This window comes from Hydrogenophaga laconesensis (genome assembly GCF_031457235.1).
Classification (GTDB): Bacteria; Pseudomonadota; Gammaproteobacteria; order Burkholderiales; family Burkholderiaceae_C; genus Hydrogenophaga; species Hydrogenophaga laconesensis.
In genome coordinates this window covers 154,957-168,087 of sequence record NZ_JAVDWE010000007.1, presented here as the reverse complement: position 1 = coordinate 168,087, position 13,131 = coordinate 154,957, and the positions used below count along the sequence as shown (strand labels likewise).

Annotated in this window: 10 protein-coding genes; 8 read left to right on the top strand and 2 right to left on the bottom strand. The window is 66.4% G+C overall.

Going from position 1 to position 13,131, the window contains the following annotated elements:
- The first annotated feature begins 3 nt into the window (after positions 1 to 3).
- Together J2X09_RS14070 and J2X09_RS14065 are read left to right on the top strand one after the other, a co-directional pair.
- Positions 4 to 1,119 (top strand): acyl-CoA dehydrogenase family protein, encoded by a 1,116-nt coding sequence (locus J2X09_RS14070; RefSeq protein ID WP_204734027.1) that lies wholly within the window; start codon positions 4 to 6, stop codon positions 1,117 to 1,119.
- 65 nt (positions 1,120 to 1,184) lie between these two features.
- Positions 1,185 to 2,561, top strand: a complete 1,377-nt coding sequence (locus tag J2X09_RS14065) for an alpha/beta fold hydrolase (protein ID WP_204734028.1) — start codon at positions 1,185 to 1,187, stop codon at positions 2,559 to 2,561.
- Positions 2,562 to 2,563: 2 nt separating this feature from the next.
- Here the strand turns inward: J2X09_RS14065 and J2X09_RS14060 are convergent, their stop codons facing one another.
- Complete coding sequence (locus J2X09_RS14060) at positions 2,564 to 3,121, bottom strand: HNH endonuclease (protein ID WP_204734029.1); 558 nt, start codon at positions 3,119 to 3,121, stop codon at positions 2,564 to 2,566.
- A gap of 203 nt (positions 3,122 to 3,324) precedes the next feature.
- On the opposite strand from J2X09_RS14060, the gene J2X09_RS14055 reads away from it, so the two are divergent.
- The 5 genes from J2X09_RS14055 to J2X09_RS14035 all read left to right on the top strand — a co-directional run bounded on the left by J2X09_RS14055 (position 3,325) and on the right by J2X09_RS14035 (position 10,921).
- A complete protein-coding gene (locus tag J2X09_RS14055) occupies positions 3,325 to 4,389 on the top strand; it encodes a bifunctional riboflavin kinase/FAD synthetase (protein WP_204734030.1) in 1,065 nt (354 codons plus the stop codon).
- A gap of 115 nt (positions 4,390 to 4,504) precedes the next feature.
- The gene (gene ileS / locus J2X09_RS14050; RefSeq protein WP_204734031.1) at positions 4,505 to 7,366 is read left to right on the top strand and encodes an isoleucine--tRNA ligase; all 2,862 of its coding nucleotides are present in this window, start codon (positions 4,505 to 4,507) and stop codon (positions 7,364 to 7,366) included.
- Between the two features lie 87 nt (positions 7,367 to 7,453).
- Positions 7,454 to 7,960 carry a signal peptidase II gene (gene lspA, locus J2X09_RS14045; protein WP_204734032.1) on the top strand — a complete coding sequence of 169 codons (507 nt, stop codon included), beginning with the start codon at positions 7,454 to 7,456 and terminating at the stop codon, positions 7,958 to 7,960.
- 70 nt (positions 7,961 to 8,030) lie between these two features.
- Positions 8,031 to 9,695 (top strand): Na/Pi cotransporter family protein, encoded by a 1,665-nt coding sequence (locus J2X09_RS14040; protein ID WP_204734033.1) that lies wholly within the window; start codon positions 8,031 to 8,033, stop codon positions 9,693 to 9,695.
- 77 nt (positions 9,696 to 9,772) lie between these two features.
- Complete coding sequence (locus J2X09_RS14035; protein ID WP_204734034.1) at positions 9,773 to 10,921, top strand: aminotransferase class V-fold PLP-dependent enzyme; 1,149 nt, start codon at positions 9,773 to 9,775, stop codon at positions 10,919 to 10,921.
- A gap of 138 nt (positions 10,922 to 11,059) precedes the next feature.
- On the opposite strand, the gene J2X09_RS14030 is transcribed toward J2X09_RS14035, so the two are convergent.
- Positions 11,060 to 12,055, bottom strand: coding sequence for a quinone oxidoreductase family protein (locus J2X09_RS14030; RefSeq protein ID WP_204734035.1), 996 nt, complete (start codon positions 12,053 to 12,055; stop codon positions 11,060 to 11,062).
- A 136-nt stretch (positions 12,056 to 12,191) separates the two neighbouring features.
- On the opposite strand from J2X09_RS14030, the gene J2X09_RS14025 reads away from it, so the two are divergent.
- Positions 12,192 to 13,130: a DMT family transporter gene (locus J2X09_RS14025; protein ID WP_204734036.1), complete on the top strand. Its 939-nt coding sequence runs from the start codon at positions 12,192 to 12,194 to the stop codon at positions 13,128 to 13,130.
- Position 13,131: the final 1 nt, after the last annotated feature.

Here is a 13,131-nt window from a genome sequence, read left to right as displayed (position 1 = left end):
CACATGGATTTCGATTTCAGCGACGACCAGCAGCAACTGCGCGACGCCGTGCGCAAATGGGTCGACAAGGGATACACCTTCGAACGCCACAACGCCATCGTGGCCGCTGGTGGCTTTGACCGCGCCGCTTACACGGAACTGGCCGAACTGGGCCTGGCGGGCCTCTACGTGAGCGAGGACGATGGTGGCCTAGGCATGGGCCCCATTGAAGGCATGGTGGTCATGGAGGAGCTGGGACGCGGCATCGTGCTCGAGCCGCTGGGCCAGACGCTCATCGCCTCCGGCCTGCTCGGTGGCTACGCCCCGGCGGAACTCAAGGCCGCCTGGCTGCCTCGGGTGGCCTCGGGAGAAGTCCTGGTGGTGTTGGCGCATCAGGAACGCAAGGCCCGCTACAGGCTGGATCTTTGCGCAACCACAGCCGTGCAGGCCGGCCAGGGCTGGACCTTGACCGGCACCAAGAACGTCGTGCCCGCCGCCGACCACGCCGACGCCTTCATCGTGCCCGCCATGGCGGGTGGCAAGATGGGCCTGTTCCTGGTGGAACGCACCGCATCGGGCGTGAGCACCCACGGACATGCCACGCAAGACGGCGGCCGCGCCGGAGATCTGACGCTCAAGGACGCGCCGGCCCGGCTGATCACCACGGATGGACTGACCGCGCTGGAACACGGGGTGGACATCGGCATCGCTGCCGCCTGCGCCGAAGGCGTGGGCGTCATGGACAAGACCGTGGCCATCACGGTCGAGTACATGAACACCCGCAAGCAGTTCGGCGTGGCGATTGCCACGTTCCAGGCCCTCCGCCACCGCGTGGCCGACATGAAGATGCAGCTGGAGCTGGCGCGCTCGATGAGCTATTACGCCAGCCTCAAGCTCAATGCACCGACGGCCGAGCGCCGGGCGGCCATGGCCCGTGCCAAGGTGCAGCTGGGCACGGCCATGCGCTTCATTGGTCAGCAGGCGGTGCAGCTGCATGGTGGCATCGGCGTGACCGACGAATACATCGTCAGCCACTATTTCAAGAAGCTCACGCAACTCGAAATGACCTACGGCGACACCCTGCACCATCTTGGCGAGGTATCGGCCCGGATGCAGGACACAGCCGGCGTTTTCGCCTGACCCGCAGCGGCCCGCACCACGCGGGCCGCGTTGTTCTGGGCCCGACCCCAAGAGGAAACCAGCGCATGACCACCCGCCGATCCATCTTTGCCGCCATGGCCGGCAGCCTGCTGCTGGCCGCCTGCGCCAGCACCCCCGACGACAACGCACGGCCACCGATCGTGTTTGTTCACGGCAATGGCGACTCCGCGTCCATCTGGCAAAGCACCCTGTGGCGCTTCGAGTCCAACGGTTGGCCGCGCGAACGCCTGCATGCGATCGACCTGCCCTATCCATTGGCCAGGGACGAGGACGGCAAGGCGCAGCCAGGCCGATCCTCCACCACCGAACACATGGCTTTCCTGAAGACCGAAGTCGAGAAAGTGATCAAGGCCACCGGCGCGGCACAGGTGGTGCTGGTGGCGAACTCGCGTGGCGGCTACGCCGTGCGCAACTACGTCCAGAACGGTGGCGGCGACAAGACCGTGAGCCACGCGGTGCTCGGCGGTACGCCCAACCACGGCGTATGGGCCATCAAGGGCTTCCGGGAGACCAACGAGTTCTCGGGCACCGGCCCGTTCCTCACCGCGCTGAACGCGCCGAAGAACAACGCCGGCGACGAGGTGACAGGCCCGGTGAAGTGGATGACGATCCGCTCGGACAACAACGACAAGTTCGCGCAGCCCGATGGCGTGTGGATCGGCGCCCGGGGGACGCCCACCAACGTTACCTTCGAAGGTCCGGCGCTCAAGGGTGCGCAGAACGTCGTGCTGCCCCGCGTGGACCACCGTGAGACCTCGTTCTCGCCCGCTGCGTTCGACGCCATGCATCGTTTCATCACCGGGCGGGAGCCGCGAGCAAGCGGGATCGCGCCTCAGGACGCCGTGGTGCTCAACGGCAAGGTCACCGGCCTCGGCCTGTCATCCACGGACCCGGCCTCGGGCAATTACTCGAACAACCTGCCGCTGCCGGGCGCCCAGCTCACGGTGTATGCGATTGACCCGGCCACCGGCGAGCGCCGTGGCGCTGCGGTGCACAGCAAGACCGTGGGCGCCGATGGCCTCTGGGGCCCCTTCCCGGCGCGGGTGGGCCAGCCCTACGAGTTCGTCATCAGCGCTCCCGGTTACGCCACCACGCACATCTACCGCAGCGCATTTCCCCGTGGCAGCGATCTGGTCCACCTGCGCGCGGAGCGCCTGGCCGCAGCCGACAGGGCAGCAGCCTCCTCCGTCACATTCACCCGCCCGCGAGGCTATTTCGACGCGGCGCGCGACACCATGTCGTTCGACGGCAAGGCCCTGCCCGGCGTGCCCCCCATGGGGGCAGGCGTATCGAGCTCGAAGATCCTCGTGGCCGACAGCGGCGTGCGGACCATCGCGGCCGAGTTCAATGGCGAGAAGCTGGCGGGCCGTACGTGGCCCGCCAGCGACAACCACGTGGTCGTGCTGGAACTGACCTACTGAAGCTAGGCGTGCAACCGCGAGGTCTTGGGCAGATGGGACATCAAAAACTCCATCTGGTCCGCCAGGATGCGGCGGTTGCGCAGGATGAAGTCTTCCCAGAGGCTGGGCACATAAGGCGCGTACAGCAAGCCCATGTGGGCCTGCTCGGGCGTGCGGTTGCCCTTGCGGTGGTTGCACGACTTGCAGGCCGTCACCACGTTCATCCAGGTGTCGCGCCCGTTCTGCCCCAGCGGCACGATGTGCTCGCGCGTGAGCACTTCCTCGTGGAAATGCTCTCCGCAGTAGGCGCACACATTGCGGTCGCGCGCGAAGAGCTTGCTGTTGGTCAGCGTGGGCCGCAGGTCGAAAGGGTTGATGCGCGGCACGCCCTGGGTGCCGATGATGGAGTTGACCGTGATGATGGACTGCCGCCCGGTCACTGCGTTGTGCCCGCCATGAAACACCGCCACTTCGGCCCCCATCTCCCAGCGCACCTCATCCGCCGCGTAGTGCAACACGGCTTCCTCCAGGCTGATCCACGACTGTGGCAAACCTTGTGCGGAGAGCTTCAAGACCTTCAAGACGGGCTCCTTCCAATGAACGTGTCAACGGGGAGGGACGGCACTCGCCAGGGCCGCCCTGCGCCGCCGGCGGGGCCCGCGGGCGCATATCATCATGTGCCAATATAGCCTGCTTTGATGAAGCAACTGTGGCGATGGGTTGTAAGCCACCGCTTTTGTCCTCATCTGACCGCTCAGAACTGCCCCAGATCACCTCTCCCTGCATGAAAATCTTTCGTGGTTTGCGATCCCGCTCCAGCGGCACACCCGGTTGCGCGCTGACCATCGGCAACTTCGATGGCGTGCACCGGGGCCACCAGGCCATGCTTGCGCTGCTCGACAACGAGGCGCGGCACCGGGGGGTGCCGAGCTGTGTGATGACCTTCGAACCGCATCCCCGCGACTACTTTGCCGCACTCCACCAGAAGCCGGAGCTGGCACCGGCGCGCATCGCCACGCTGCGCGACAAGCTACAGGAACTGGAGCGCTGCGGTGTCGACGAATGCGTGATCCTGCCTTTCAACGCCCGCCTGGCCAACCAGCCGCCCGAGGCTTTCATCCAGGACACGCTGGTGGAGGCCTTCGGCGCGAAGTACGTGCTGGTGGGCGACGATTTCCGCTTCGGCGCCAGGCGCGCCGGTGACTACACCATGCTGGACGCCGCTGGCAGCCGCCTGGGGTTCGACGTGGCTCGCATGCAAAGCTATGAGGTGCATGGCCTGCGCGTCTCCAGTTCCGCCGTGCGCGAAGCCCTGGGTGACGGCCGCATGGACGACGCCGCCGCCCTGCTCGGCCGCCCGTACAGCATCAGCGGCCATGTGGTGCATGGGCGCAAGCTCGGTCGCCAGCTGGCCGAGAGTTCGCCGGGGCGGGGTGACGGCTTTCGCACCCTCAACCTGCGGTTTTCCCACTGGAAACCAGCGGCCAGCGGCATCTTCGCAGTGCATGTGCACGGCCTCGGTCCGGACGCCGATTCCCCACCCCTGCCGGGCGTCGCCAACCTGGGTGTGAGGCCTTCGCTCGACCCGGCGGACGTCAATGGCGGGCGCGTCCTGCTGGAAACCCATTGCCTCGAATGGCCGGCCGCGCTGGCGGCCAGCCTGCCTGGCGGGGAGGCCTACGGTAAAATCGTCCGGGTGGAACTGCTGCACAAACTGCATGACGAGCTGAAGTACGACAGCCTCGACGCCCTGACCCAGGGTATCGCACGGGACTGCGACGACGCGCGCGCGTTCTTTGCATCGCTGCACACCCAGACCCACCGGCAGACCACCCGCGACCGAATTTAGACGATCCGTCTGTCCGGTCGCTGCCCTTCGACAGGCTCAGGGCGAACGGTTTCTGTCCCAGTTCCACACTCCCCGTTCGGGCTGAGCTTGTCGAAGCCACCAACGCATTCCCGTCATGTCCGACTCCCCCACCGACTACCGCAGCACCCTTAACCTGCCCGACACGCCCTTTCCCATGCGCGGCGACCTGCCCAAGCGCGAACCGGGCTGGGTGGGCGCATGGAACCAGGAAGGGCTCTACAAGCGCCTGCGCGACGCCCGTGAAGGCGCACCGCTGTTCGTGCTGCACGACGGCCCGCCCTACGCCAACGGCCAGATCCACATGGGCCACGCCGTCAACAAAGTGCTCAAGGACATGATCGTCAAGAGCCGCCAACTGGCCGGCTTCGACGCGCAGTACATCCCGGGTTGGGACTGCCACGGCCTGCCGATCGAGAACGCCATCGAGAAGAAGCACGGCCGCAACCTCAGCCGCGACGACATGCAGGCGAAAAGCCGGGCCTACGCCACCGAGCAGATCGGCCAGCAGCGCGAGGACTTCAAGCGTCTGGGCATCCTGGGCGACTGGGAGCGGCCCTACCGCACCATGGACTTCGCCAACGAGGCGGGCGAGATCCGTGCCTTCAAGCGCGTGATCGAGCGTGGCTTTGTCTATCGGGGCCTCAAGCCGGTCTACTGGTGCTTCGACTGCGGCTCCTCGCTGGCCGAATTCGAGATCGAGTACGCCGACAAGAAGAGCGACACGCTGGACGTGGCCTTCGAGACCGACGACGCCGGCAAGCTGGCGAGCGCATTCGGCCTGGCTTCGCTACGGGCGGGCAAATCGGCCTTCGCCGTCATCTGGACCACCACCGCCTGGACCATCCCCGCCAACCAGGCGCTCAACGCCCACCCCGACCTGAGCTACGCGCTCGTGGACACGCCGCGCGGCGTGCTGCTGCTGGCCGAGTCGCTGGTCGAGAAATGCCTGGAGCGTTTCCAGCTCGAAGGACAGGTGATCGCCACGGCCAAGGGCGAAGCGCTGCGAGGCCAGGTGTTCCGCCACCCGCTGTACGACGCCGATGCCGGCTACCGCCGTGTCTCCCCGCTGTACCTGGCCGACTACGTGAGCGACAGCGACGGCACCGGCCTCGTGCACTCGGCGCCTGCCTATGGCCTGGACGACTTCAATTCCTGCGTGTCGCATGGGCTGGCCTATGACGACATCCTCAATCCGGTGCAGGGCAATGGCACCTACGCAGCGGACTTCCCGCTGTTCGGCGGCCAGCACATCTGGAAGGCGGTGCCAGCCATCCTGGAGGCGCTGAAGCAGGCCGATCGCCTGATGGCCACGCAGCCGATCACCCACAGCTATCCGCACTGCTGGCGCCACAAGACGCCGGTGATCTACCGCGCGGCCGCGCAGTGGTTCATCCGCATGGACGAAGGCGAAGGTGTGTTCACGAAGGACAAGGCGCCACACACCCTGCGGCAGACCGCGCTGGAAGCCATCGAGCACACGCACTTCTTCCCGGAGAACGGCAAGGCCCGCCTGCACGACATGATCGCCAACCGGCCCGACTGGTGTATCTCGCGCCAGCGCAGCTGGGGCGTGCCGATCCCGTTCTTCCTGCATAAGGACTCGGGCGAGCTGCACCCGCGCACCATGGAGATCCTCGATCAGGCCGCCGACATGGTCGAGAAAGGTGGGATCGAGGCCTGGAGCCGCGTGACGGCCGAGGACATCCTGGGCGCGCAAGATGCGCCGCTCTACACCAAGAGCCAGGACATCCTGGAGGTCTGGTTCGACTCCGGCTCGACCTTCCAGCACGTGCTGCGCGGCAGCCACGCCAAGGCCTATGTCAACGGTGCCTTCCACCACGAAGGCCCCGAGGCCGACCTGTACCTCGAAGGCCATGACCAGCACCGAGGCTGGTTCCACTCCTCGCTGCTGCTGGGCTGCGCCCTGCACGACCGCGCCCCCTACCGGGGCCTGCTCACCCATGGCTTCACGGTGGACAGCCAGGGTCGCAAGATGAGCAAATCGCTCGGCAACGGCATCGATCCGCAGGACGTCACCAAGAAGCTGGGCGCCGAGATCATCCGCCTGTGGGTGGCCGCGAGCGACTACTCGGGCGACATCGCCGGCGACGACAAGATCCTGGCCCGCGTGGTCGACGCCTACCGCCGCATCCGCAACACGCTGCGCTTCCTGCTCGCCAACATCAGTGACTTCGACCCGGCCACCGACGCCGTGCCGATGGACCAGATGCTGGAAATCGACCGCTACGCGCTGGCGCGCGCGGCGCAGTTCCAGGCCGAGGTGCTGGCGCATTTCGAGGTGTACGAATTCCACCCCGTGGTCGCCAAACTGCAGGTGTATTGCTCTGAAGACCTGGGCGCGTTCTACCTGGACGTGCTCAAGGACCGCCTCTACACCACGGCACCCAAAAGCCTGGCGCGCCGCAGCGCACAGACCGCGCTGCACCAGATCACGCACGCCATGCTGCGCTGGATGGCACCCTTCCTGAGTTTCACCGCTGAAGAGGCATGGCCCGTGCTCGCGGGCGCGCAGAACCGGGGTTCGATCTTCTTCGAGACCTACGCCAACCTGCCCGTGGCCAACGAAGGCCTCCTGACCAAGTGGGCGCGCATCTGCGAGATCCGCAACCTGGTGAACAAGGAGATCGAGACCGTCCGCACGGCGGGCCAGGTGGGCTCCTCGCTGCAGGCCAATGTGCGCCTCACGGCACCGGCCGACGACCATGCGTTGCTGGCCTCGCTGGGTGAGGACCTCCGCTTCGCCCTGATCGTGTCGGCGGTGGAGTTGCTGGCCGGGGAAGAACTGGCGGTGCAGGTCGTTCCGTCGACGGCCACCAAGTGCGAGCGCTGCTGGCACTACCGCGATGATGTGGGCAGCGATGCCGCCCACCCCACGCTGTGCGGCCGCTGCACCAGCAACCTCTTTGGCGCGGGCGAGCCGCGCACGGTGGCCTGATATGAGCCCCCACGTTCTTCACTGCGTGTATTCACTGCCCCCCGAGGGGGTGCGTGCCACCCTTGGGGCGGCCTGGCAGGTGGCACCATGACGGCCACCGGCAGCCGCCACATCTGGCCCTGGCTGGGCCTGGCGGCCGTGGTGTTCCTGGCCGACCAGATCACCAAGAACTGGATCCTGGCGGCCTACCAGCTGGGCGACAGCACCCACCTCACCGGCTTCTTCAACATCGTGCGTGTGCACAACACGGGCGCGGCCTTCTCGTTCCTCGCGGGTGCGGGCGGCTGGCAGCGCTGGTTCTTCACCGCCGTGGGCGTGGGCGCTGCCATCTTCATCGTCTGGATGCTTCGCTCGCACCCGGGCCAGAAGCTGTTCTCGTTCGCACTGTCCTGTATCCTGGGCGGGGCGCTGGGCAACGTGATCGACCGCCTGTGGCACGGCTATGTGGTGGACTGGCTGGACTTCCACTGGTCCTTCCTGGCCGGCCTTTTTCCGGGCGGGCACTTCCCGTCGTTCAACCTGGCCGATGTCGCCATTTCGATCGGCGCCATCTCGCTGATCCTCGACGAGATCCTGCGCGTGCGCCGCCGCTGACCCCCTGCGCGGTCCCGCGAGCCCGCACCGCGGACGGGACCTGTCTTCGCAGCGTATAGTTTTGAGGTTCATGAAACATCTGTTGGACCTTCTTGCGGCGATCGCCCTGCTGGTATGGGGCACCCATCTGGTGCGCACCGGCGTGCTTCGCGTCTTCGGCAGCAACCTGCGGCAGATTCTGGCGTCGAGCATGGGCAACCGCTTCACCGCTGCCCTCTCGGGGCTGGGCGTGACCGCGCTGGTGCAGTCCAGCACTGCCACGGCGCTCATCACCGCCTCTTTCGTCGGTCGCGGCCTCATCGCCCTGCCCGCTGCGCTGGCCGTGATGCTGGGCGCGGACATCGGCACCAGCCTCATGGCCGTGGTGTTCTCCTTCGATCTTTCCTGGCTTTCGCCGCTGTTCATCTTTCTTGGCGTCACCCTGTTCATCGCGCGCCAGGGCACGCAGGTCGGTGATTTCGGCCGCGTGCTGATCGGACTCGGGCTGATGCTGCTCGCGCTGCGGCTGATTTCGGGGGCCACGGGTGTTCTCACGCAGAACCCGGCGGTGCAGATGATGCTGGGCTCGCTCACCAGCGACCGGATGCTGGAGATCCTGATGGGGGCTGCGCTCGCCGTGGTTGCGTACTCCAGCCTCGCGGTGGTGCTGCTGGCCTCCACTCTGGCGCTGCAGGTGGTGGGGCTCGATGTCGCCTTGGGTATCGTGCTCGGCGCCAATCTGGGCAGTGGTCTGCTGGCCGTGATCACGACAGCCAAGTCGGGCATCAGCACCCGCCAGGTGCCGCTGGGCAATCTGCTGTTCAAGGTACTGGGCATAACGATCGCGATCTGGCTCATTCCCGCCTGGCTGCAATTCATGCAACCTCTGGTGCGGGATCCGGCCACGCTCACCGTGCTGTTCCACCTCAGCTTCAACCTGATGGTAGGTGCGGTGTTCATCGGCCTGACCAAGCCAGTGGCGCGCATGGTGAACCGCCTGCTGCCACTCAAGGAAGGCAAGGGACCGCTGGACCGACCCAACCACCTCGACCCATCAGCCCTGGCAACGCCTTCGCTGGCCATTTCGTGCGCCGCGCGCGAGGCCATGCACCAGGCCGATGTGGTGGAGACCATGCTGCGTGGCGTGCTCACCGTGATCCGCAACAACGACGCCAAGCTTTCGCAGGACCTGCGCAAGCTCGACGACACGGTGGACAACCTTTACTCCTCGATCAAGTACTACCTCACCAAGATCTCGCGGCAGCAGCTCAGCGAGGCCGAGGGCCGGCGCTGGACGGACATCATCAGCTTCACCATCAACATGGAGCAGATCGGTGACACGGTCGAACGCGTGCTGCTCGACATCGAGGACAAGAAAATCCGCAAGGGCCGCAGTTTTTCCGAAGCCGGCATGGCCGAAATCACCGAACTGCACGCGCGCCTGCTGGACAACATGCGCCTGGGCATGAGCGTTTTCCTCAACGGCAACGTGCGCGATGCGCAGAAGCTGGTGGAGGAGAAGGTGCGCTTTCGCGACATGGAACGCGAATACGCCGCCACCCATCTGGACCGCCTCTCGGGCATGACGCCGCAGAGCATGGACACCAGCTCGCTGCACCTGGACCTCATCAGCGACCTCAAGCGCATCAACTCGCACATCTGCTCGATCGCCTACCCGATCCTCGACAGCGCCGGCGTGCTGGCGCCCAGCCGTTTGCGCGAGCCCAGCCCCCCGTCGCACGCCAGCCGCCTCTGAAGCCACCCGGGCTGCAGGGCCCTGACCCCTGTGCTACGCTGGCCCTCCGCTTTTTGCACCAATCCCAAGGAGACCACATGCCCGGACTGCTGCCCCACATCGATCCCGACGGCCTGCTCGAGTTCTCGGTGGTCTACACCGACCGCGCGCTCAACCACATGTCCCGGCGTTTCCAGGGCGTGATGACCGACATTTCCGCCATGCTCAAGCGCGTCTATGGTGCCCACTCCACCGTGCTGGTGCCTGGCAGCGGCACGTTTGGCATGGAGTCCGTGGCGCGGCAGTTTGCGCATGGCAAGCATGTGCTCGTCATCCGCAATGGCTGGTTCAGCTACCGCTGGACGCAGATTTTCGAGATGGGCGGCATTCCCGCCAGCCACACCGCAATGAAGGCCCGCCGCATCGCCGAAGGCGCGCAAGCCGCGTGGGCGCCCGCCCCCATCGAAGAGGTGAAAACCACGATCGCACGCGAGAAGCCTGCGGTGGTGTTCGCCCCGCACGTGGAAACCGCCGCCGGCATGATCCTGCCGGACGACTACCTCAAGGCTGTGGCCGATGCGGTGCACGCCGTGGGCGGTCTGTTCGTGCTCGACTGCGTCGCCTCCGGCGCGATGTGGGTGGACATGAAAGCCACCGGCGTCGACATCCTCATTTCGGCCCCGCAGAAGGGCTGGAGCAGCTCCCCCTGCTGCGCCATGGTGATGCTCAGCGAGCGCGCCCGCACGGCGATCGACCAGACGCAGAGCACCACCTTCGCGATGGACCTGAAGAAGTGGCTGCAGATCATGGAGACCTATGAGGGCGGGGGTCATGCGTACCACACCACACTGCCCACCGACGCCCTGCTCCGCCTTCGAGACACCATGAAGGAAACCGAGGCCTACGGCTTCGAGCGCGTGCGCAAGGAACAGATCGAACTCGGCACGCAGGTGCGCGCGCTGCTCGTGCGCCATGGCTTCCCCAGCGTGGCCGCATCCGGCTTCCAGGCGCCTGGCGTGGTGGTGAGCCACACGACCGACCCCGAGATCCAGTCCAGCAAGGCGTTTCTTGCGCAAGGTCTGCAGACGGCGGCAGGCGTGCCGCTGCAGTGCGACGAGGGTGCGGATTTCAAGACTTTCCGGATCGGCCTGTTCGGGCTGGACAAGTGGCACGACGTGCCGGGCACGCTTCAGCACCTGGAACGTGCGCTGGCGCAGGCCACGCCCAAGGTGGCGCAATTGGCCTGATGGCGTGCCTGGACCTCGCGGGATCGGAGTGCGATGGCACTCCGATCCGCGAATGTCCCCCGGCGGCTGGTGCCGCCTCCTCCTTTATTTCGCTGCGCAGAGCGCCATCGCACTCCGATCAGGGCGCCCGCCTGAGGCTCAGGGCAGCAGCACTGTGCAACCGGTGGTGGCGCGTGCTTCCAGGCTCTTGTGCGCGGCCTGCACGTCGATCAGTGCGAAACGTTGGTCGATGCGCACCTTGACCTTGCCGCCTTCCACCACCGCGAACAGGTCGTCCGCCATGGCCTGCGTGCGCTCCCGGCTGTTGATGTGGCTGAACAGCGTCTGGCGCGTCACATAGATCGAGCCCTTGGAAGCCAGGATACCCGGCGCGAACGGCGGCACCGGTCCCGAAGCATTGCCGAAGCTGACCATCAGGCCGAAGGGGCGCAGACAGTCGAGCGATTTGTCGAAGGTGTCCTTGCCCACCGAGTCGTAGACCACCTTCACGCCTTGCCCGTTGGTGATGTCCTTGACGCGCGCGGCGAAGTCCTCGGTGCGGTAGTTGATGGCGTGTGCCGCACCGTGCTCAAGCGCCAGTGCGCATTTCTCGTCAGACCCCGCAGTGCCGATCAGTTGAAGACCCAGCGACCTGGCCCATTGGCAGGCGATCAGCCCCACGCCACCGGCGGCCGCATGGAACAGCACGAAATCACCCGCTTCCAGCCCCTCCACTGGACGGCTGCGCTTGAGAAGGTACTGCGCGGTCAAGCCCTTGAGCATCATGGCCGCACCGGTTTCGAAGTCGATGGCGTCGGGCAGGCGGCAGACGTTCATGGCGGGCATCACGCGCACATCGCAGTAGCTGCCAGGTGGGTTGGCGGCATAGGCCGCGCGGTCGCCGGCCTTGAGATGCGTCACGCCCTCGCCGACGGCCTCGATCACACCTGCGCCTTCCATGCCGAGCGCCAGTGGCAGGGGAAAGGGGTACAGGCCGGTACGCTGGTACACGTCGATGAAGTTCAGGCCCACGGCGTGGTGGCGGATGCGCACCTGCCCAGGACCCGGCTCGCCCACGCTCACGGTGTCGATCACCAGTTGCTCGGGACCGCCCACGGCATGGATGCGCACGGCACGGCTGGTCTGTTTGCTCATCTTGGTCTCCTCATCGGTGAAGCGCAACAACAGGGAATGCGGCGATGCTGCCATGAATCGGCGACGCCCCTGCGGCAGCCATTCCATCATCCCCTGCCTGTGGCCGGTCTTGCCATCGCGGCTACAGTGTCGGGCCATGCCGCCGAACCCCAGTACCTCACGCCTCACGCCCACCGCACTGGTGCTGCTCACGCTGCCGCCCCTGCTGTGGGCCGGCAATGCGGTGGTCGGCAGGCTGATGCAGGGCGTGGTGCCGCCGATCACGCTCAATTTCCTGCGCTGGGCGCTGGCGTTCTGCCTGCTGCTGCCCATGGCCGGCTGGGTGCTGCGGCGCGGCAGCGGTCTGTGGACGCACTGGCGGCGCTTCGCACTGCTCGGGCTGCTGGGTGTGGGGTCCTACAACGCCCTGCAATACATGGCCCTGAAAACGTCCACCCCCATGAACGTCACGCTGGTGGCCGCCAGCTCGCCGGTCTGGATGCTGCTGCTGGGCCGCCTGCTGTACGGTGTGGCCATCTCACGCCAGGCGGCCCTTGGTGCGGCCTTGTCGCTGGCCGGAGTGGCGGTGGTGCTGTCGCGTGGCCACCTGGAACAATTGCTCGCGGTGCAGCTGGTGCCCGGCGACGCGTGGATCTTGCTCGCCGCCATCCTCTGGGCCTGGTACAGCTGGCAGCTGGCGCGGCCAGGTGACGATCCGGTGGACCTCAAGGCCGACTGGGCCGCCTTCCTCATGGCACAGATCGTCATGGGGCTGTTCTGGTCGGGGCTGTTCTCGGCAGGTGAATGGCTGTTTGTGCTGCCCGAAGTGCCGGCAGGCGAGTCGCACATCCACTGGGGTTGGTCAACGGCCGCAGCGCTGTTGTTCTTCGCCATCGGCCCTTCGCTGATCGCCTACCGCTGCTGGGGCGCGGCCGTGGCCCGCGTGGGGCCGGCGATGGCCAGCCTGTTCCAGAATCTCACGGCACTGTTCGCGGCATTGCTGTCGGCGACCGTGCTGGGCGAACCGCCACGCGGCTACCACATCGCCGGGTTCATGCTGATCGTGGGCGGCATCCTGGTGTCGCCACGCCGCTGAC